Source organism: Mycolicibacter kumamotonensis, from assembly GCF_002086285.1.
Classification (GTDB): domain Bacteria; phylum Actinomycetota; class Actinomycetes; order Mycobacteriales; family Mycobacteriaceae; genus Mycobacterium; species Mycobacterium kumamotonense.
In genome coordinates, this window is record NZ_MVHU01000031.1 from 15,237 (window position 1) to 36,019 (window position 20,783).

The following is a 20,783-nucleotide window of genomic DNA, read 5'->3' on the forward strand; positions in this document are numbered from 1 at the left end:
GCTAGGTGGCCGGCCCGTGCCAGACGATCTTCGCCAGTTCCTCGCGATCGGCGATGTCGAGTTTGATGCAGGCCCGGTAGATGTGACCCTCCACCGTGCGCACCGACACGGTCAGCCGCTCGGCGATCTGCCGATTCGACAGACCGCGGGCGATCAGCGCCGCGATCTCGCGCTCGCGGGAGGTCACCGGCAGGGGCCGCGCCGCGGCTCTGATCGCCGGCGTCATCGCCCCGTCGCATTGGGTGGCAAGCCACAGCGCGCGCGCCGCCGACTCCGCGCTGTGCCGCCGCTTACCGGTACGCTCATACAGCGGCACCGCCTGCGCCGCGGCGTCCGCGGCGGACAACATCAAACCCGCGCCTTCGAATTCGACACTGACCGCGTCCAGGCCGGACGCATTCGAGGCGGCGACGGCGTCGGCGTGTCGGGCGTACATGGCCGCGACCGGCCCCTCGACGCGTTTCGCCAATGTCCCCAATCGGCCCGCGACGGTGCGGTCACCGAACCGGGCCGCATGGTGCAGCGCTTCGGCCTCCACCGCGTACTGGCCCGATGTGTGGGCGAGATCCGCGGCGGCGCGGGCCAAGTCGACCGCCGAGCGTTCACCGCCCTTGGCCGCGGCAAGCCACGCCTTGGCGATCATCACCTGCGGCTCCCACAGCGCCTCGTGCGGCCCGGTGTGCTCCTGGGTGTCCTCGAGGACGCGCTCCGCCTCGTCGACGTTGGTCAGTGCGGCGTACGCGCGCACCAGCAGCACCCGTGCGGGCAGCTGCCAGGGCAGGGAGGCTTCGGCGTTCAGCGCCGCGATCGCCTGCTCCATCGACGAGATCGCCTCGCGGAATCGGCCGCGATACGTCGCGACCAGGCCGGCCATGATCTTGGCGATGGCCCATCCGACGAACTGCTCGGCAGAGGAGAACTGGGTGTAGTCGGCCACCCGCTGATCGGCCAGGCCGAGGTCCCCGATGTAGGTCGAGGCCAGCACGTCGCCGTAGCGCACCATCACCCGCAGCATGCCGTCGGTGGCCTTCTGCTCGGCGCGACACCTGGCGGCGATCGGTTCGAAGTCGGCTCCGCGGCCGGCAAGCGGCATGGCGAGTCCCGCACCGAAGGCAGCGAAATCGATGGCCTGTTTGGGGGCCTGAGGGTCCGCCAGCACCTGCTCGGCTGCGGCCAGTCCCTCCTCGATCTGGTTCTGGTGGACCGCCATTGCCGACCCGGTGGCGTCCACGATCAGCTTCAGGGCCGGGTGTTGCACGCGGGTGTTCAACAGTGCCAGCAGCTCGGTGGCCTGCGCGATATCACCCATCGACCAGAACAGGATCGACAACCGCGGGATGCCCCACTGCACGAGTTGCAGCTCATCGAGGTGGGCGGGATCGAAACGGGTGAGGATCTCGTCGGCTTGTACCGGATGCCCCTGCCACAACAGCGCCCGCGACAGCAGCTCGGCGGCGCGCAGACCGCCGCCCCGCTCAAAGGCCGCACGTGCCAACCGTTCCCCAAGCGGGAGGTTCGACAGGAAGATCGCATCCTTGGCCGCGCTGACGAGCAGGTCCATGTCGACGATCTGGTCGCTGTCGATACACAAGTGCGCCAGCCGGATGCGGTCCGCGGCCGAATCCAGTTCACGGCCGCGAAGCACCTGCACGATCCGGCCCCGCAGGCTGCGCGACGACGCGGTGCCGACCCGGCGTCGGACGACGTCACCGAAGACCGGATGGCTGAACCGCGCGGTGGGGCGCCGACCGTCTTGGGCGACCCGGATCAGGCCCTGCACCTCCGCGGCGTCCACCGCCTCCTCGCCGGCCAACTCGCACAGCGCGTCGATGTCGAGTGGTTCGCACAGCGCCAACAGCTTCAAGGCGCCGACGACGTCATCGCCGGCGCGGTCGAGACGCTCATCGAGCAACGCCGCCAGACCGGACGGCACCGTCGTGGGCCCACGCAGCTGCCACACACCGTTGACTTCGGTCAGGGTCCCCGCATCGACGGCCCCCTCCACCAGGTGGCGCAGGAACAGCGGATTGCCGCCCGTCGATTCCCACATGACGTCGGCGCTGAGCCCCTCGAGCGTCCCACCGAGGACCGATTCGACCAGCGCGACACATTGTTCCTTGGTGAACACCTCGAGCTCGAGCCGTTGCAGGTGCCCGTCCTTCCACAGCGCGGTGACCGCATCGAGAACCGGTTCGCCGCTGCGCACGGTGGACACCACCCGCGCCGCCCGCTCGACCACGAGCTGGTGCAGCAGGGTGGCCGACAGTTGGTCCAACAGGTGTGCGTCGTCGACGCCGATGACGGTGTCGCCGTTGGCGAGAAGGGATTTGCGCGCCGACATCAACAGGGCGATCGGGTCGCGGGATGCCGACGGCTCCACCCATTGCGCGAACACCCCCAGCGGGATACTGCGCGAGGACTCCGTGCACGCCGCCCAGTGCACCTGCGAACGCAGCGATGCGGTGACGGCACGGGCCAACGTGGTCTTGCCGACACCCGCGGAGCCCACCAGCACCACGCCGCGACTGTCCTCGTCGCTCAGCGAGGAGCGGATCGCCTCGTATTCCGCGGGGCGATCGAGCAGCCGCCAGCCGCCTGCCATAAATTGACAGTCTAAGGCGGCTTTTCACCCGTCACCAGCAATAACCCATTTCGTCGCACCGCATTCTTCTGGCGTGGCGCAGGCATCGCGACCGTGACGGACGCGTCAATCCGGCAGCTGCGCGATATCGGTCGGTTCGATTCGGGGTGCGGCGTTCACGGTGTGGCGGTATTGGCTCGACGCCTCATACACCTGCAGCTTGAGCCGGTTGATGGAGCCGAGGGGCCGGTGATCCGCCAGCGCGCGCCAGGAGTTGAACGACAGCACATCGTCGCCGAAGGCGTGTCGCTCCGGGCTGCACGGATTCTGGCGGGCAAAGGTTATCTTGGCCACCGGCCGGTGCGGCGACGCGGCTTCGGGCCACGCCACCGTGGCGTCTTCGATCGGCATCGTCACGACGTCGGTGCACAGTTGAACGCGCAACTCGTATTCGGCGTCGTTATCGCGGAAGAAGTCGATCATCAGGTCACGATGGGCGTCCTGGCCGGCATCGCGGGGCACCGGCTGACCCTGCAGGTTTTTCACGGAGTCCGACAGCGGCGCGTAGAGCATCTTCGCGACGTAGTCGCCGTAGCGCAGCGGCGCCGACGAATAGAACGTCTCGCCCAGGATGTGGGTGTTGGGTGCGATGAAAACCGCGAGGTTCGGGGGCAACCGCACACCGACCTTGGTGGCCGCGGCCAACACCTCACTGCCGGCCCACAGCACACGGTCCGGCAGCATCGCCAGCACGCGGGCGGTCGGCATTCCCTGCGCCAGGTAGGCATGGGCGTCGGCGAACAAGAACTCGCGGTGGGTCACCATGATGAAGTCCTGCGTAGTGGCATCGTCATCGGCCAGGGCGCGCGGTCCGTGCACGCCGAGAACCTTGATGGCAAGTCCGCGGACCCCGCGGAGCTGATCGCTGCGCAGCACACCCGAGGTGGTGGAGATCCGCGCGATCACCGGGTAGGTCGCGGGGGCGGCGAACAGACCCTGCGCCAGTTCCTCGGGGAGATCGGGGTAGACGGTGAGTTCGCCGCGCAGGATCGCATGGCTCTTGGCGTGCGCGTCGCGCAGCCCGTGCTTGAACTTGCGGTACGCCCGTTCGTTGTTGTGCCGCAGTGAGGCGGTGATCTTGTCGATCACCTCGTTCTCGTCGGATCGTGGCTGCTCCAAGTCTTCGCGGTAGCGGACATAGCGGCGCGGGGTATCGCTGCGTGCTGCGCCGACGGGCTGCCAGGGCGCGAAGGGATTGGCGACGCCCTTCAGTGCCGGTGCCAGTGCCGGGAAATGGCGCAGCAGCACGGTGCGCATGTCGTTGTCGGCGACCCAGTCCATCCCCGCCTCGGTGTAGACCTCGGGACGGAAATCGCGGGTGAAGAAGCGGTCACTGGCGAGTCGGCGCGATGCCATCAAGACAAAGATCCGAAACGCGGTGTCACTGAAGCCGAATCCCCTCGGCTTGGGTTCGGCGTAGAGCCCGACCATCAGGTCGACCCGCTCCACGTCGCCGTAGATCTGATGTAGTTCCTCGGCCCACACCGGGTTGTCGGTCAACTCCTCGAACGACGTCACCGGTGCGAGGCGCAGCAGCCTCCGGAACTGGTTGTAGCGCGGCACACCGCGCTCACGCACCCTCAGGATGTCGGTGGCGGCCAGATCGATCAGCGATCCGTCCGGGCGCTCGAAGTGCTGCAGGTGCCGCGGAAAGTTGTGCAGCGTGAGGGCACCGGGGTGGGCGCGACCGAACGAGTAGAACAGGTCGGCCATCGATATCTCGCTCAGCCGCTCGCGCACGTGCAGCAGGGTCAGGTCGGGAAACTCGTGTTCGGCCACGACACGGTCATCGGCCACCGACCGGAGCTGGAAACTGTCGGGGATCAGTGGATGCATCCGGTAGACCGCCACGAACTCCTCGGTGAGCGAGTAGGGAACGCCGTGGTGGTTGGTGGGTGACCCGGGTATGCCCTGGAGCACTTCACTGTCGGTGATGCGCCCGAAGCGACGCCGGAACCGCTCGCCCAGAATCCCGAACCAGTTCGCGCGCATCGCAAACACGGTCGTCGGGTGGGCGATGATGGCCGGGGTCCAGTCGATGGTGTGGATCTTGGCGATCAGTGCGGCGTTGACCAGCCGGGCCTTGTCGTAGAGTTCCTGATCGCCCAGCTGCGGGTATCGGGCGGCCAGCCGTTCACATATCGCGTTGTGCTCACGCATGAACAGTGAGTGCAAGAGGGCAAGGCCGACCCAGAAGTTCCCGGCCGCGCCGGTCAGGTCCAGATAGCGCTCCAGCTCGGCCGGCGGCAGCCCCACCTGATCCAGCTTGAGCTGACCCCGGTGGCCGGCGCGCAGCGCAGCACAGAATTCCGGTGTGGAACCGTAGATCTGCGAGGCGTCCCACCAGTGGGTGTCACCGGTCACGAACGTGGGCGGACCGTCGGCGTCGGGGCTGGGGTCCGGCGCCGCCCGTTTGATCGTCATCGGTCGCTGCGGCCAGGGGTCATGGTCGTGCAGCGGGATCTGCCAGGGCTGCTCGTCGACGGTGCCGTGACTGAACCAGTCGTGCACCTCGAACTGGATCCAGGCGGCGGCCAGCAGGTTGAGCGTTGTCGCCGGCGCAAATTCGTCGCGGCCGAGCAGCTGCCGGCTGATCAACCGCGGATTGGGCTCCAGCAGCTGCGCGGGATCCTCGGGGTAGGTGTGCGAAGGCGGAACATTGCGGCCGAACCTGCTTCCCAGCGAACCCATCAGCGGGTCGTCGACATCGTTATAGGTGCCGTTGAGCGTGCGGGCGCCCAGCCGGTCGCCGCAGTCCGGTGCGCCGTCGGGGGGACGGTCGGCGAGGCCGCGGCCGACGTCGTAAAGGTTGTATGCCCGTAGCTGATTGCGCAGCCCGACCAACACCGCGATCGCCAGCGGCTTGGGCAGCCGGGACCATCCGATCGTGCGATCGGCCTTCTCGGCGACTCTTGACATGAACCGCGACACTGTTGCCCGCACTTGGATCCCGCCTCTCTGTGGTCTTTTGGTGCCGAATTTGCGGCTTCATCAATCGTCGAGGGTCACGTCGGGAAGAACACGAGTAATCGGATACTCCATCTTCGGCGATGCCGGGTCGCCGGTACAGCCTTTACCTGTGGATTCGCGGGGATTCGCCGTACAAGACAGGTAGCTCGCCACTCGCGCGGCACGTGTTGGCCGGCCCTAATTTTTCTCACATCAGCAATCGGACGATGTGAGGAGAAATCGAAATGTCCGTGTCATCTCAGGCGCACACCGCATCGGTCGATGCGGCCCATCCCGCGCCACCGTCGACGCCCGTCCTCATCACGGAGGGTGAAGTTCTGTTAGCAACGGCCGCGGCGGTTTCGTTGCCGCGCCCGAATGTGAGCCAGCGGCTGATGGCCGCGGTGCGCCGGACGCTGGCGGCACTGCCCAGTCTTCCGCCGCCGGCGCCCTATTACCCGAGCCTGCGTGACTACCTGGAGCCCGCACGCATGGCACGCGAGATGGACCGGCTATGAGCGTCATCGTGGCCGCCTGCGTGGCCGTACTGATCATGCTCATCTCGGGCGGCGCGCACGAACTGCAGCTGCGGCTCGAGCGTTGGGACTACGAACGCCATTTTGAGGACTAAGCGCTCGCCATCACCGGGAAATCGAGTAGGCGGATATTGCTGTGGACCACGAACATCGGGGTGACAATCACAGAATGTCGCCACCGTTGCGCGTCCTCATCCGCTGCCGGGGGCCGCGGCGGGCTCGGGAAGCACGGCCGTGACCGCCGGTGCAGAGTCCCGGGGCCCCCGCAGCCGGCCGATGGTCAGCCAGCTGTTGCTCGCCCCGCCGGAGGAGGTACCGCCGGAGGTCGATAAGGCGGTGCTCTCCGTCGAGGAGGGCCGCCGAGTGGTTCTCGTCGAGTTGCGGCTGGGGCCGGGTGCGGACCCGCAGACGGTCCGAGACCAGTTCAACGAGTTGTTCGCCCACGTCTTTCGGGCGCGCAACCGACCGCCCCGGCCGATTCCCGTCGGCCGGCACTACATGCGGTGCACGTTGGCCCCCGCCGAGGTGCAGCGACTGGTCCAGGGCGGCGCCCGGCCCAGCAGAGCCGCCGCCGAGCGCGCACTGGGCCTGATCTACCACGTGTGGCCCGATTTCGTGGTCAACGCTCATCTGGATCGTTCGGTGACGACCATCCAGGCCGATGCCGCCTCACGCACGTTCCGCTGTGACGGCACCGGTGTGGTGTGGGCGGTGATCGATTCCGGTATCGACGCCGGGCATCCGCACTTCACCAGCACCGCAACGCTGTCGGCGAGCTCGGTGGCGTCGCTGCACCGTGATTTCACCATCACCGACCCCGCCCAGCCCACCACCGGGTCGTCCCCGCTGACCGATCCCTTCGGGCACGGCACCCATGTCGCGGGCATCATCGCCGGCCGGGCACCCGCGGATCAGGCCATGCTCCGCATCGCCGCCAACGAGCCGACGGCCCAAGGCCTGCCGCGCTGGGTTGCGCGAGACCTGCCCCCCGGCGCCGCCCTGTCCGGAGTTGCTCCGGGAACGAACCTGGTCAGCCTGCGCGTGCTCGACAAGGACGGGCAGACCCTCTCCAGTGCGGTGATCGACGCGCTCGACTATGTGCGCACCGTCAACGCCGGCGGCCGCGATCTGGTGATCCACGGGGTGAACCTGTCCCTGGGCTGCGGCTGGCTCATCAGGGATTACGCCGCCGGGCAAAGCCCGCTGTGCCGGGAGCTGGACCTGCTCGTCGGGACCGGCGTGGTCGCCGTCGTCAGCGCCGGTAACTTGGGCGCCGGAGTCGTCGGCGCCGGCGTCGGCGCCGCGGCCACCGGCGCCACCGGCGACGTGTACGGGCAGCTGTCGACCATCACCGACCCCGGCAATGCCGCATCGGCTATCACGGTCGGGTCGGTACACCGCTACCGGCCGCACACCTTCGGGGTGACCTTCGACTCGTCGAAGGGGCCCACCCTCGACGGGCGGCTCAAACCCGAGCTGGTGGCGCCCGGCGAACGGATCACCTCCGCGGCGACCGGAAAACAGGCGGCCGGCGTGCCCGCGTTGGCCTCCGGTCCCTCGGATCCGTCGGAGCTGGCCCGCTACATCGAAGACAGCGGCACCTCGATGGCGGCCGCCCATGTGTCCGGTGCGATCGCCGCTTTCCTATCGGCGCGCACCGAGTTCATCGGTCAGCCGCAACGTGTCAAGCAGATCTTCATCGACACCGCGACCGATCTCGGCCGCCACCAGTTCTTTCAGGGCGCCGGCCTGATCAACCTGCTGCGGGCCCTGACCAGCACCTAGCCCCCGGGAGGAACGCGATGACCACCATCAACGGATTGCCGTACTACGAGCTGGATTTCAACGCCGACGGCACACTGAACGGTGACAGCGGGCTGCCCGCCGCGGTCGAGGCCGGCGGCATCACCGACCTGTTCGTCTTCTCGCACGGCTGGAACAACGGTGTCGACTCGGCCCGTGACCTCTACCAGGCGATGTTCACACTGCTGGCAGACCAGCTCGGAACTCACAGAGCCACCAGTGCGGCCGTCGGCGTGCTGTGGCCATCACTGCTGTTTCCCGACGACGATCCGGCCACCGCGCCGCCGGTGCCTTCCACCGGAGCCCAACTGGCCGCTGCACTCGCCCCGGCCTTCCCCGACCAGCAGGATCACCTCGACACGTTGGGCCTGCTGCTCGACGACCAACCCCAGAACCCCGACAAGCTCGTCGAATTCCATTCCCTGGCCAGTGATCTCGTCACCACCAGACCGCAGGGCAGCGAGGACACCGGTGAATCGGCGCTACTGCGGTCCGACTCGGCGGCCGACACCGCCGCCGTGCTGGGCCACGCCGCCGCGATGGCGCCCGCCGGGACCGGCAATGCCCAGGGGCTGGGCAATCCTTTCGCCGGGCTGTGGTCGGGCGCGCGGGAAGTGTTACGCACGCTGAGCTACTACGAGATGAAGAACCGCGCCGGGGTGGTCGGCCAAGCCGGGCTGGGCCCCCTGCTGGGGCGGCTCGGCGACACCGCCGGCTCCCCGCGCATCCACCTGATCGGCCACAGCTTCGGCGCCCGGCTGGTCTCCTACGCGCTGGCCGGCCTGCCCGACTCCGTGATGCAGGCAGCCAGCCCCGTCAAATCCCTGACCCTGATCCAGGGGGCGTTCTCGCACTTCACCTTCGCCCGGTCGCTTCCTTTCGACAGCAGCCAGCCCGGCGGGCTCGCCGGTTGTGAGGAACGCGTCGACGGTCCCCTGCTGGCGACGTTCAGCCGGGCCGACCGGGCGGTCGGTTGGTGGTATCCCGCCGCCAGCATGCTGGCACGCCAGGACGCCCAGGCCGCCGAGGACCTGATATACCGGTGGGGCGCCATGGGCCACGACGGATACCAGAATGATCCCGCTGCCGAAGCCGTTCAGCTGGCCGAGCCCGGTATCCCGTATGCCTTTGGCTCCCAGAGGTTCTACGCACTGGATGCCAATGCCGTCGTCGCCGCCAACCAATCGGCCTTCAGCGGTGCCCACAGCGACATCAGGCACCCCCAGATCACGTGGGCCATCGCCGCGGCCGCCGGTATCGCCTCCTGATCGGCTGAATCGGGTAGTGCACTACTCGTGCTGTATCACCGTTCGGCTCACGAAGATTGGGGTCGTACGCGGGTTTCGGACCCGACCCGATCACACGGAGGTCAGTGACATGGCAAAGACTTCAACACGGCGTGGCGAACGCAAGCGGATCTGCAATCTGGTTCCCACGCCGGAAGAGAGCATGAAGACCGACTGGAAGTTCACCGACGCGCTGGCCGCGGGGGTGCTCGGCGCTCCGGCCGCGCTGCCGGCCAGCGTCGATCTGCGCGACTCCTGGTGGGGCATCGGCGATCAGGGCAACACCGGTTCGTGTGTCGGCTGGGCGTCCACCGACGGCGTGGCGCGCTACATGTTCGTGACGGCCGGCCGGCTCGCGAAGACCGAGAGGCTGTCTCCGCGTTTCGCCTGGATGGCGTCCAAGGAGACCGACCAGTTCACGTCGCGGCCGGAGACGATGATCGAAGGCGCGGGCACCATGCTCAAGGCTGCGGTCGACGTGCTGCGCAACTACGGCGCGGTACCCGAGAACATGCTGCCGTTCAAGATCAACACGGCGATGTACTCCGGCAACGAGAACACCTTCTACGCCACGGCCGCCACGCACAAGATCGCGTCGTACTTCAACCTGCAGCTCAACCTGGACAATTGGCGCGCCTGGGTGAGCCAGCACGGCCCGATCCTGGTGGGTCTCAATGTCGATGCGACGTGGGACAACGCCGCGACAACGGGCGGCAAACTGGATGAATTCCAGCCCGCAACGGTCAGGGGCGGCCACGCTGTGACGGTGGTCGGTTACACCGATGACGGGCGCTTCATCATCCGCAACAGTTGGGGCACCGGGTGGGGTGACGACGGCTTCGGCTACGCGAGCCCGGAGTACATCAACGGAGCCTTCTTCAACGAAAGCTACGGAGTGACACTGTGATCACGAGGCGCAACACGGTATGGCAATCGTCCTGACCGAACGCGACGGCGGCCGCCGGATTCAGCTACGGGTCGGCGACACGATCGAGATTCGGCTGCCGGAGAACGCCCCAGCGGGCTACCGCTGGGGCGTTGACAGTCTTGAGGAAGGACTGTTCGAACTCACCGAGGAACGCGGCGACTACCCCACCGCCACGGTGGGTTCGGTTGGCGAGGCGTACTTTCGAGTCACGGTGCGAGCACCGGGGCAAGGCACCCTGCGGTTCACCTACGGCCGGAGTTGGGAGGGCGCCGCCGGGGTGCTGAGACGATTCGCCGTCGAGGTCCAGGCGATCGCCGGCTAGGGGCCGATGCGGAGCTGGAAGAACCCGGGCTCAGTTGCGCGAACCCGGGTCCAGTCCAGCGGGGAGTGTCATCCCAGCGGCGCCTCGATGCGGTAGCGCTTGAGCAGACCGTTGCCGAAGTCCACCTCGATCTCGCGCGTGGCCACCACGACCGCCTGGTCGTGCTGCATGGCGTAGCCGACCTCGGTGGTCCCGGGCACCAGCGAGTACCCGATCGGCATCTGCCCCTTGGTCGCCCAGCGCGCCAGATACTGCGCCCACGACGCCCCGAGGCGCTGCTCCACCGGATCCTGGTCGGCCCCCACGGCGGCGGGCTGTTCGGCGCCGTCCGGGGTCGGGGTCGGTCCGCCACCGCCTACCGCACGCGTGAGCCGGTCCACCGCCCGGACCGAGCTGGCGACCCGGGTGACCTTGCCGTCGTTGTCGACCGACACCCGGACCTCGCCGGCACCGGGGGTGATCACTGGCAGACCGTTGATGATCTGTTTGAACTGAACGGTCGTGCCGGTCACCACCGGGTCCAGCAGCTCGCCGTCGCCCTGGGCGCTGCCGCCGGCCTCGGCGGCGTACTGGACCTTGTCGAAGACCAACTCCGCGTCCCTGGTCAACCCGTACAAGCCGAGAGCCTCTTGGGCGATCGCCGCCGCTTGGCTCACCGGAATCTGGTCGCGGTTGGCGTAGTTGTGGTTCGCCAGTTGGGCTTCGATGGACCCGTCGGGGCCATATGCCAGCTGTGAGTCGCCGTCGCCGATGCGGAGGGCGCCGGTGGCCGACACCGGCACCTCGCGAGGAATGCTGACCCGCAATCCGAAGCGATCGACCGTCGAGCGAAGAAGTTTCGGGTCGACCTCGACCGGCCGCAGTTGCGCGCCCCGAAGATCGGCTGGGACCGCGAACTGTCGCTCCCGCGTACCCAGGTTCGTCGGCGCCAGGCTGGATGCGTAGTACCAGCGCCACTGCCACCAGTTCTTGCTGACGTGACCGAAGTTAAAGAGGCGTTCGTTGTTGAGACGATCGGTGGCTTCGGCCTGGGTTGCCCCGCAGGCGACCACAGACGGCACCTGGCCGTGAGAGATTCGCCAGCTGGCATCCATCCACGCCGTGCTGAAGGACTTGCCTTTGTTCCACTCCTCGAAGAAGTACTTGCCGTAGTTGCCGTCGTCCAGGCTGACGGTCTCGAAGCCGAACAACATCCGGAAGCCCAGATTCGCCGACTTCCAGGTGATGATCGGGTTCAGCGGGGCGTACACCGGGCAGGCGAAACAGGTGGACCAAAACAGGTAGTTGGCGCGTTCGTTGCCCAGGCGCATAGTGCCGGCCCACGCATTGGTGCCCTGGTTGTTCCAGTTGCCGCCCAGCGGGAACCACACACTTCCGTCCGCGCGCCGGCCGCCGTGTCCGGAATGGTAGGCGACGTTGACCGCGTCCATTCCGTAGGTGTCCTGCCAGTCGTCGAAGTCCTCGTAGTAGGACCAGATTTGGACATTGCCGTCCTTGTACCAGAAGTTCGGCGCGGTGAACTTGCCGACATAGCCGAGGAAGCCGCCGGCATCCTCGTGAGTCGACATCAGCGAACCGGCGTCGGCGAAAGTTTCGATCGAGAAGGCGCCGTAGGCATTGGCGCCACCACGGGCGGCGCCGTTCCCGGCAACGGACTGGGGCTCCGCGAGGGGATTGTCACCGACCGAGTTACTCAAAACCATCCGGACGGTGCCGTTTCTACTGGGCGCAGCGGCAGGGATGACGCTGGGATCGGTTGTGGTTGTGGCCAGCGTCTTCAATCCGGCCTTCTTCGTGGGCATATCGACTCCAATCTCGATGGTGAGTTTGCTCTTTCCGATCATCGAGCGGCCGAAAGCGCGCGCCTAGAGTACGGCACTACTTCAGTTATTCGACTGTGACGTCGGGCCTTTCGCTTTTCCACTTGCCTTCCGGTAGCCGAGCCGCGACGTCGCAACGCAGGCGGTCCACATCGAGTGCGCCCGGATCCCATTTGCGCGGATTCCACTCCCGGTGCCCGATCACGTGGGAGCTGGGCTGGCTCAGTTTGCGCAGAATGGCGGCACAACAGCGCACCAAGGCGTCGTATTGGGGTGTCGACCAGCCTTCGGTGCCGGTGTTCACCGCCCGAATACCGATCGTGTGCCGATCGGCGTCGTCGGTGGGCAGACCGGGATAACGCCCCGAGCCGGCATGCCGCGCGATGCGGCCCGCGATGACGGTGACGGTGCCGTTCTGGGCAAGGTGGAGCTGCGCGAGCGGGCCGATCAGAGCGGGGGTGCCGCCCGCGATGCGCTCCGGCGGAGCCTCGTCAGCACCGGTGTGGTGGCAGATCACCCCCCAAATGTCGGTGAAGTCGCCGTGGCCGCAGAACCGCCATCGGGGGAACTCGACCACGTCGAGCCCTTCTGCGCGCAGCACCTCGGGCAACCAGAGCGGATTGTTCGAAGACATCGAGCCTCCTTCCCTTACGTGCCCGTCGACAACGCTAGGGCCGCAACGCCTCCCGCGACACGAGTAGTGCGGTACCCGCCTCGGCGCCCTTCAGTCGGGCAGTGGTGATTCGAGTAGTCGGTTACCCTAGCTTCCGCGGCTCGACCGGCGGATCCTCAGATGATGAGCGCAATCCCGTCACCGCCGGTACCGTTGCCCGTCGCCACCACGCTGGACGACGTGGTCGAAACGATCGGCACCGTCGTCGACTGGTCGATCGGTGCGTCGAACCGTCTGGGATATTTTGCGGCGTTGTACAAGCGGATCACCATCGCGGTGCGAACGGCGGTGGCGCAGGACGCGTTCGAGGACGGCCCCCGGATGGAGCGGTTCGATGTCGCTTTCGCCAACCGTTATTTCGACGCACTCAACGGATATTTCCATCCGCAGCGCTACCCGGGACCGACCCGCTCCTGGTGGACGGTTTTCGCGGCTGCGGACACTGCTAAGCCGATCCTTGTGCAGCACTTGGTCGCCGGAGTCAGCGCGCATATCGCTCTTGATCTCGGCATTGCCGCCACGCAGATCTCTCCCGGGCCCGACCTGTGGACGCTGCACCACGATTTCGACACGATCAATGCCGTGCTGGCCGGCCAGGTCAACGATGTCGTCTCCCGGCTGAATCAGCTGTCACCGGCGTTGAGCGATCTGTATGCGGTGCTGGCTCCCAGCGAATTGTTCGCGATCAACGGTGTGGTGCGGGCGATGCGCGACAGCGCGTGGCGCTTCGCCGCGCTGCTGGCCGTAGAGCCGGCGTTCGTGCGCCCTGCGACGATCCGGATCCGCGACCACACGGTCGCCGCGCAGGTGGTGTCAGTCTTCGATGCGCCCGCGCTGACCACCGTGTCCGCGGCGGTCATCCGCGAGATCGCCCAACGGGAAAGCCAGGATATCGTCCGGAACATCAAGGTGCTCGACGCGATCGCCGCCGCCCCGGCAGCGCCGCTCCAGACCACGCTGTGACGGCGCGGCGCCTCACGAGCCCTCCTGGTCGGGCCGGACGGCGGTGTTGACGGCGGTGTTCGGGGGTTTGGCCGCGTCGCGGTTCGGGGTGGGGATGCTGTCGAGCACATTCTGGGTCTGGATGTCGATCAGCCTGGTGAACGCCTGCTGCGAACCGCCGAAGATCAGCGCATACGCGACGAGCTGCGCGGTACCGGCGACGGCGACGTCCGGGCCCAGGACGCCGGCGCGGACCAGCAGCAGCCCGGCCAATGCCGTCAGTGCGCCGGTCGGCAACTTCACCAGCAGCGAGGCCATCGGAACCGCGTAGGGCGTTGAGGAGCCACGCATTCGGCGAATCGCGACCGAACCCATCAGGCCGGCGCTGAACAGCCCGATGAGCTCCACCAGGAAGACATCACCGCCGCTCGGCGCCGATCCCCCGGTGGGGCAGGAGGCCGCGGTCGGATGGTTCGACGCGCACAGCACGAACCAATTCGGAGCGCACCAGCCGAGCAGACCAATCCCGATGGCGAACAGCGTGAGCACGAAAGTGGCTCCGAAGAGGAGATTGCGAAAGCTGCGCGTCCGGACGTGTTCGTCGGCACACGCCGCGTAGATCGCCCGCATGTCCTGCGCGATGTGGCCGCGGTCGTCGTCGGTCAGGTCCGGTTTCGCGGCGTAGCGCCGCAAGTCATCCAGGCGTGCATCGTGGGGTTTGAGCAGTAGCGCCGCGTGCGTGATGATGTCGGGCAGTTTCGCAGTGACGGTGTTCGGCGGCGACAGGCGAGTGAGCGTGACTTCGACCGCATTGATGTGCGCCAGCGCGCGGGCGACATCGACCCCCGTCCACGCGTTCCGCAGTCCCGGACGGCTTTGGACGACCGAATCCGCGGCGCGCAGCCTGCTCTTCGCCTCGGCCAGCCGGCGTCGTTGGGCCGCGGATACCGGGTCTCCCAACTGATCGATCAGACAGTCGATTTCGACATCGAGCTCGACGATCCGGCTCTGCGCGTTTTCTCGCCACGCGGCGTGCAGCCGCCGTTTCGCCGGCTGAATGCCCGGCAGCAGCGTCGGCTCCGGATCGGATCGCGCTGCGCCGGCGTCCATCCAGCGCACGACGGCATCGGTGTCGGTGTTCGTGCGTTTGTCGAGTGTTCGGGTCATGACGCATATACCTCCGGGCGGTGGGCGTCTGAATCCAGCATCTGCCCGGCGCGGCCGGTCGGCACGAGTAGCGGTCTACCCGAATTCGGTCGCTATCGCGCACCCGGGTGAACGTCGGCGTCCGACGGCACATACTCCGCCGAACTATTGATGATCACGGCGGGATTGGCCTTGTCGATCTGGGACATCGCATCGATGTGCCGGAGCGGATCTTCGAGGGTTTCCCGGGTGCCGAAGAACGGCATCAGGTCCGGCGCATTCATGGTCGGCGCGGGAGGAGCAACCATGACGAAGACCCTCGACATCGGATGATCCGAAACCAGGTCCTGGATCGCACCCGTCGAGGCGAACTGACTCTCCGAGCACAACACGCCCGCCTTGGTGTCGCCGAAGTCGTGTACCTTCCCCGCCTCGTCGAAGAAGGCGAACGGGTCTTTGGCGAAGGAGATCTGGGGCGGGTAACACGAATGGGTGTCCTTGAGCAACCGGCGGGTGACGAAAACCCCGCTCACCGAGAGGCGTACCAGCCGGACCTTGCGCGAATCGATGTCGATCACCACCTTCTGCTCGACCGTCCCACCGGGCGGGAGAAGGGACTCGTCGTACGGGGCGGCGAACAGATTGGCGTACAGCAGCTGGGAGTCGGCGGGCAGAGCGGGAGTTTCACGGTACTCGCCGCGCAGAATACGTCCGTACGGAGTCAGCCCGGCGAGCAGGCGTTCGGTGCTGGCCGGTTCCGCAGGTGTTCCCACGGGGTACGCCGTGACGCGGATCAAGGCCGCGTGCACGTCCGCCTGTACCGAACCACGATTGTGCAGGGTCGCTTTCGCCGACAGGTGGATGATCGGACCGGTCGAACCCGTCGGTGAGAGCTCAGTGCTGATGTCGATGAGCGGACGTGCCGACGTAGGCAGGTACTCGGTCTGCATCCAGAATTGTCCCAGACCCACCAAGGGAATCAGTGCGACAGCAACGGCTGCGCCCTTACTGAAGGCACCGCGGGCGTAGCGGCCAAGTAGAGCACCCAGAGCACGGCGACACCGCCCACCGCCAACGCGATGCCCGTCACGCCCATCAGCTGGCTCTCGGGGCTGCGCTGGTCGACCATCCAGATATAGACCGAAAGGCCGGCGACGAAGACCTGACTCACCATCGCGGTCAACGCGGCTCCGTCGGATCCCTTGGCGATCTGAACCAGAGCCAGCACGCAGGTGATGCCGATCGCGCTCAACAGCGCCGTCCCGATCAGGTCCCACGCGGTGCTGGTCAGCGTCGCATTCCGCACGGCCAATCCGAGGACGAGCACGGCGTCGGCGCCGACCCACCCGGCCAACAGGATGCGTAGCGATCTGGGTACGCCGGCGAGATCGGGATCCTTGCCGGGCGCCTCGTGATCGTCGGCTTCATCGACGGATCGTTCAAGAGTGATCATCGGTGCTCCTCGGGCGCTAGATCGTTTCTCGCACCAGGCTTGTCACCGACTGCGGTAACAGGCTTTCCGGTATCTCGCGGCGGGTCTCCCCCGCCGGCGTCCGGCGTGTCACCACATAGATGTAGCGGTCAGCACCGGAATCCCTCGGCAACGACGCCGCACTGTCGAGGAGGCGGTCCAGCTCTGCCCGGGCATCCGGTTCCAGCGCGTCGGCCTGAACCCGGCCGGCCGCGGGTAAGCCGGCCAAGCCGCCGCGCCGTTCGATGACATATTCACTCATCGCCTGCCTCGATTCAGCTACGCGATGCCGACCGCCTCCCATGCGGCGTCAATCGCACTGTATACAGCGGTATCCGCCGCAAACAAGGATTTGGCCGCGGACCGGGTCAGGTTGGCGAATGACTTCATCTTCATGTTGGGGGTGGCCTTGGGACTGGTCAGTGCCGCATACCAGGCCTTGCCGGCCTTCTCCCACGACTGTCCGCCGATGGTCTTGGCGGCGAGATAGAACGCGCGATTGGGTATGCCGCTGTTGGTGTGCGGATCGCCGCCCGGCACGTAGTCGCGGTAGTGCCCCGGCTGCCGGGACAGGCAGTGCTGTGCGCCGGGATCGGCCATGTCGCGAAGGCAGGTGTAGCCCTTCGCGGCGGCTTTCGGGCCGATGATGTCGGCTCCGATGAGCCAGTCGGCCTGGTCGACGGTCTGGCTCTTCCTCCACTGCCGGAACATGGTGCCGAACACGTCGGAAACGCTCTCGTTGAGGCCGCCGGCCTCGTTGGTGTAGTTCAGGCCCGCGGTGAACTGGGTTACGCCGTGGGTCAATTCGTGTCCGATCACGTCGGTCGACGTGGTGAAATCGACGAACACCTCGCCGTCGCCGTCGCCGTAGGTCATTTGGGTGCCGTTCCAGAAGGCATTCGAGTAGTGGACGTCGTAGTGGATCGACGACACCAGGGTCATGCCGGCGTCGTCGACCGAGTTGCGTCCGAAGCACTGGGCGTAGAAGTCGGCCACCGCCAGCGTCTCTCGGTGGACGCGGCCGGCGGTGGCGTCCGCGGACGAGTCCGGGTTGAGCACCGGGGCGCCGGGCAGCGACCGGGTGTTCTTACAGTTGAACACCGTCGATTCCGGTTGCGACGCCAGCCTGTTGGCGATCGCCTGACCGGTGAACAGCATTCCGGCCTGGGCGGCGCGGATCTGCGCGGTCCTGAGTTGACGCCACACCGGCTCGAGTGCACCGGTGTCACGTAACGCTTGACGGGACCGGGCGGACAGGGATTCGTCGGCGGCGAGTTCCTCCAGCACATCCTTGGGAACGATGAAACAACCGCAGTTACTGTGCATGACACCCTCCGGGCGGCTCAGGCTCCCATCCCAGGAGCACTCATTGGTGGATGTCACCCATGCTGGATGCCGACGCCGACTCGGGTCACGAGTAGCCGACTACGCGAAACCGGCACTGCCGCCTCATATTTGTTCGTAGTCGGCCGGCTCGACGCGCACGAAACCGCCGGCGCCGAGCACGGCGCGGGTCACCGGCGTCTCCCCGAGGCCCTGCTCGGGGCTGGTGAACGCGCTGTCCCAGTCCGTCTCGAAGATCGCCTCGAAATACTGCGCAATGCCCGGGTGCGGCACCCACAGTCCGGCCTCACGGTTCTTGGTGACCGCCGAATCAGACCAGTTCTGCGAGGACACCAGCACCGCGGCGCCGTCGATCACGATCATCTTGTTGTGACAGTGCACCAACTGATCGGTATTGATGTAACGGATGTTGTCATCCAGCTTGAGTCCGTAGTCCTTGGCCAGCACCTCGAGGTTCGCGTGCTCGCGCGGCAGATCGCCCCGGTCGAAGACCTTGCCTAGAACGATGCGCACCTGCAGCAGCGGATGTTGGGCACGCGCCGCCGCGATGGCATCCAGGAGCAGGCGCACACCCGGCTGGTCGGCCTTGATGTACTGCTGCTCGATGACGATCGATGTCGTTGCGGTTCGGATCAGCTCGGGCACCACATCCAGGTAATTGTCCGGGCTGAGCACCGGCTGGACGGTCAGCGGGGCGTCGAGCCGGAACACGCGGCTGGGAAACAGTGTCGACGGGTGACGCGTGGGTGCTCGTTCGACGAGGATCATCCCCGGTTCCGGCGGCACGCCGAGCGCCTGGTCAAGACCTGCGGTGACCCGGGCCATGTCCCGGGTCAGGATGCCGGTGAACAGCCCGGCCAGCTCCGTGGAGCGAATCGCCAGGCCCGTGTCCCGATTACCGGCTCTTCCCGATCGGGAGTGCGTGGGCGGGCGCGGCTGACCGGGTGAGGTTGGGGATGTAGGCGGGTCCTGGGGTGTGACGATAGGGGTTCTCACACACCAAATCGAACACCCACAGGACCCATGTCTGAGCCTACGTGCCTTGTTGCCGACACCATCTGCCGAACCGTCGAGTTGGGGGTGACGATCACCGGCGCGGCGATCGCCGACGAAGTCACCTGGATCGACTGCCGGCCGGTCGCACACGACCCGGCCTGCCCGAAATGCGGCCGCCCTGGCCAGTTGCGTGATCATGTCGAGCGGGTCTTGACCGACTTGCCCGTCGTGGGGCACCCGACCCGACTGCGGGTCCGGGTGCCGAGGTTCACCTGCGGCAACGACGGCTGCGCGGTGACGATCTTCCGGCAACGCATCGACCGGGTCGCCGCACCCAAGGCTGCCACCACGGTGCGGTGTGCCCGCTGGATTCTGCAGCGGTTGGCGATCGACAAGATGTCGGTCTCGGCAGTGGCCAAGGCCCTCGGTCTGGGCTGGAACACCGTGAACTCGGTGGCGGCCGAACTCACCCGTGAACTGGTCTTCGGCTCACCCGTTCACCTCGACGGGGTCCGCTACCTCGGGGTCGATGAGCACAAGTGGAAACACCGCCGCGGCCAGGGCGAACCGGACTTCGTGACGGTCCTGGTCGACCTGACTCCGGTCATCGACGGCACCGGCCCAGCGCGGCTGCTCGACATGGTGGCCGGTCGATCCGCTGAGGTCCTCAAGGGCTGGCTCAACGCCAAGGACGCCAACTTCCGCAGCCGGGTCAAGGTCGTGGCGATGGACGGGTTCGCCGGCTACCGCACCGCCACCGCCGACGTGCTGCCGGCAGCGCGGGCGGTGATGGACCCGTTCCATGTGGTGCATCTGGCCGCCGACAAGCTCACCGGCTGCCGCCAGCGCATTCAGCAGGACACCCGCGGGCATCGGGGACGCACCGGCGACCCGCTGTACGGGATCCGGCGGATCCTGCTGACCCGCACCGAGCTGCTCACCGACAAGCAGAAAGCCAAGCTGGGCAAGGCCATCGCAGCCCATGATGCGCATGCGGCGGTGGAGGTCACCGCTTGCTACTACCAGGACCTGATCGCCGCCTACGCCAACCCGGACCGCAGAGCGGGAAAGTTGACGATGTTCAAGTGCCTCAAGCGGATTCGATCAGGACTACCTAAGGGCCTCGATGAGCTGGCGCAGCTGGGTCGCAGTCTCTGGAAGCGGCGCCGCGAAATCCTGGCCTACTTCGACGTCGGCATCTCCAACGGCCCCGTCGAAGCCATCAACGGCCGCCTGGAACACCTACGCGGCATCGCCCTGGGATTTCGCAACCTCAACCACTACATCCTGCGATCCCTGATCCACTCCGGCCAACTTCAAGACCGGATCAACGCACTCTGAAACCGGAAGAGCCCGATTACCGGTGCGGAACGCGGGCCCGCCACCGCCGTCGATTTCGTTGAGCGGGATGGAGTTGGAGCTGTAATTGCCGCTCTGCACCAGTGTCCACTCGTCGTCGATCACGATGACCTTCTCGTGCGCGGACGCGAAGATCTGGACGCTGGGATTGGCGCAGGACGGCGCGGGTACCCCCACCACACCCATATCGACGAGCTCGCCGAAAAGCCGGGTCTCGGCCGCACTGTCGATATCGAGCATCAGCGAGACCGTCACCCCGCGCGCCAGCGCGTCGAGCACAAGCTGCTTCATGTAGGCGGCGGAGAAGTCGTAGATTCCGATCAGGATCGACCGGGTGGCGGCGTCGAAAAGTTTCTTGGTCACCGCATAGGTGGAGTCCGGTGACGCGTAGGCGATGACGTCGCTGTGCACGCTGACTGCCGGGATGGACTGCTTGGTGTAGTTCGTCAGGTGGCACCGCCGGTTGACCAGCGATACCGGCGAAGGCGCCGCGGCGCCCGCTGTTTCGACCCACATCGGCATGGTTGTTCCTCCCTCTGCTCGCCCCCGGACTGTGCGGTCGGCGGG

At 66.8% G+C, this 20,783-nt stretch carries 18 protein-coding genes and 1 pseudogene; 7 read left to right on the forward strand and 12 right to left on the reverse strand.

Translation table 11 applies throughout. The features are described from left to right. Position 1: 1 nt before the first annotated feature. The 3 genes and pseudogenes from BST28_RS17805 to BST28_RS23405 form a co-directional block, all read right to left on the reverse strand. Positions 2–2,602 (reverse strand): LuxR C-terminal-related transcriptional regulator, encoded by a 2,601-nt coding sequence (locus tag BST28_RS17805; protein ID WP_083082166.1) that lies wholly within the window; start codon positions 2,600–2,602, stop codon positions 2–4. 105 nt (positions 2,603–2,707) lie between these two features. Next, the gene (locus tag BST28_RS23400; protein WP_085990296.1) at positions 2,708–3,760 is read right to left on the reverse strand and encodes a catalase family protein; all 1,053 of its coding nucleotides are present in this window, start codon (positions 3,758–3,760) and stop codon (positions 2,708–2,710) included. Between the two features lie 30 nt (positions 3,761–3,790). Then, positions 3,791–5,560 (reverse strand): annotated as a pseudogene (locus BST28_RS23405) (peroxidase family protein); the annotation flags it as partial. 275 nt (positions 5,561–5,835) lie between these two features. On the opposite strand from BST28_RS23405, the gene BST28_RS17815 reads away from it, so the two are divergent. From BST28_RS17815 to BST28_RS17835, 5 genes are all read left to right on the forward strand, one after another. Beyond that, positions 5,836–6,108 carry a hypothetical protein gene (locus tag BST28_RS17815; protein ID WP_019739070.1) on the forward strand — a complete coding sequence of 91 codons (273 nt, stop codon included), beginning with the start codon at positions 5,836–5,838 and terminating at the stop codon, positions 6,106–6,108. A gap of 294 nt (positions 6,109–6,402) precedes the next feature. Next, entirely contained in the window at positions 6,403–7,911 is a 1,509-nt protein-coding gene (locus BST28_RS17820; protein WP_019737370.1) for a S8 family peptidase, read from the forward strand. A 17-nt stretch (positions 7,912–7,928) separates the two neighbouring features. Continuing rightward, a complete protein-coding gene (locus tag BST28_RS17825; RefSeq protein WP_019737369.1) occupies positions 7,929–9,197 on the forward strand; it encodes a hypothetical protein in 1,269 nt (422 codons plus the stop codon). Positions 9,198–9,306: 109 nt separating this feature from the next. Continuing rightward, the gene (locus BST28_RS17830; protein ID WP_100226996.1) at positions 9,307–10,122 is read left to right on the forward strand and encodes a C1 family peptidase; all 816 of its coding nucleotides are present in this window, start codon (positions 9,307–9,309) and stop codon (positions 10,120–10,122) included. 19 nt (positions 10,123–10,141) lie between these two features. After that, positions 10,142–10,465 carry a protease inhibitor I42 family protein gene (locus tag BST28_RS17835; RefSeq protein ID WP_065286956.1) on the forward strand — a complete coding sequence of 108 codons (324 nt, stop codon included), beginning with the start codon at positions 10,142–10,144 and terminating at the stop codon, positions 10,463–10,465. Positions 10,466–10,533: 68 nt separating this feature from the next. On the opposite strand, the gene BST28_RS17840 is transcribed toward BST28_RS17835, so the two are convergent. Both BST28_RS17840 and BST28_RS17845 read right to left on the reverse strand, forming a co-directional pair. Further along, the gene (locus BST28_RS17840; protein ID WP_133054317.1) at positions 10,534–12,267 is read right to left on the reverse strand and encodes a DUF6345 domain-containing protein; all 1,734 of its coding nucleotides are present in this window, start codon (positions 12,265–12,267) and stop codon (positions 10,534–10,536) included. An 85-nt stretch (positions 12,268–12,352) separates the two neighbouring features. Next, entirely contained in the window at positions 12,353–12,886 is a 534-nt protein-coding gene (locus tag BST28_RS17845; RefSeq protein WP_234808321.1) for a peptidoglycan recognition protein family protein, read from the reverse strand. 192 nt (positions 12,887–13,078) lie between these two features. On the opposite strand from BST28_RS17845, the gene BST28_RS17850 reads away from it, so the two are divergent. Beyond that, the gene (locus BST28_RS17850) at positions 13,079–13,921 is read left to right on the forward strand and encodes a DUF5995 family protein (protein ID WP_020425494.1); all 843 of its coding nucleotides are present in this window, start codon (positions 13,079–13,081) and stop codon (positions 13,919–13,921) included. A gap of 12 nt (positions 13,922–13,933) precedes the next feature. Here the strand turns inward: BST28_RS17850 and BST28_RS17855 are convergent, their stop codons facing one another. From BST28_RS17855 to BST28_RS17880, 6 genes are all read right to left on the reverse strand, one after another. Continuing rightward, positions 13,934–15,067: a hypothetical protein gene (locus BST28_RS17855; RefSeq protein WP_109560728.1), complete on the reverse strand. Its 1,134-nt coding sequence runs from the start codon at positions 15,065–15,067 to the stop codon at positions 13,934–13,936. Positions 15,068–15,159: 92 nt separating this feature from the next. Further along, positions 15,160–16,017, reverse strand: coding sequence for a hypothetical protein (locus BST28_RS17860; protein WP_133054318.1), 858 nt, complete (start codon positions 16,015–16,017; stop codon positions 15,160–15,162). Positions 16,018–16,025: 8 nt separating this feature from the next. After that, complete coding sequence (locus tag BST28_RS17865; RefSeq protein WP_083082168.1) at positions 16,026–16,499, reverse strand: hypothetical protein; 474 nt, start codon at positions 16,497–16,499, stop codon at positions 16,026–16,028. 16 nt (positions 16,500–16,515) lie between these two features. Continuing rightward, complete coding sequence (locus tag BST28_RS17870) at positions 16,516–16,779, reverse strand: protealysin inhibitor emfourin (protein ID WP_083082169.1); 264 nt, start codon at positions 16,777–16,779, stop codon at positions 16,516–16,518. A gap of 17 nt (positions 16,780–16,796) precedes the next feature. Continuing rightward, positions 16,797–17,843, reverse strand: coding sequence for a M4 family metallopeptidase (locus BST28_RS17875; RefSeq protein WP_083082170.1), 1,047 nt, complete (start codon positions 17,841–17,843; stop codon positions 16,797–16,799). A gap of 123 nt (positions 17,844–17,966) precedes the next feature. Continuing rightward, positions 17,967–18,686 (reverse strand): phospholipase D-like domain-containing protein, encoded by a 720-nt coding sequence (locus BST28_RS17880; RefSeq protein ID WP_234808317.1) that lies wholly within the window; start codon positions 18,684–18,686, stop codon positions 17,967–17,969. 198 nt (positions 18,687–18,884) lie between these two features. On the opposite strand from BST28_RS17880, the gene BST28_RS17885 reads away from it, so the two are divergent. Then, a complete protein-coding gene (locus BST28_RS17885) occupies positions 18,885–20,198 on the forward strand; it encodes an ISL3 family transposase (protein WP_083082171.1) in 1,314 nt (437 codons plus the stop codon). On the opposite strand, the gene BST28_RS17890 is transcribed toward BST28_RS17885, so the two are convergent. Further along, complete coding sequence (locus tag BST28_RS17890) at positions 20,100–20,738, reverse strand: phospholipase D-like domain-containing protein (RefSeq protein ID WP_234808318.1); 639 nt, start codon at positions 20,736–20,738, stop codon at positions 20,100–20,102. The two genes, BST28_RS17885 and BST28_RS17890, sit on opposite strands and share 99 nt — an antisense overlap. Between the last annotated feature and the right edge of the window lie 45 nt (positions 20,739–20,783).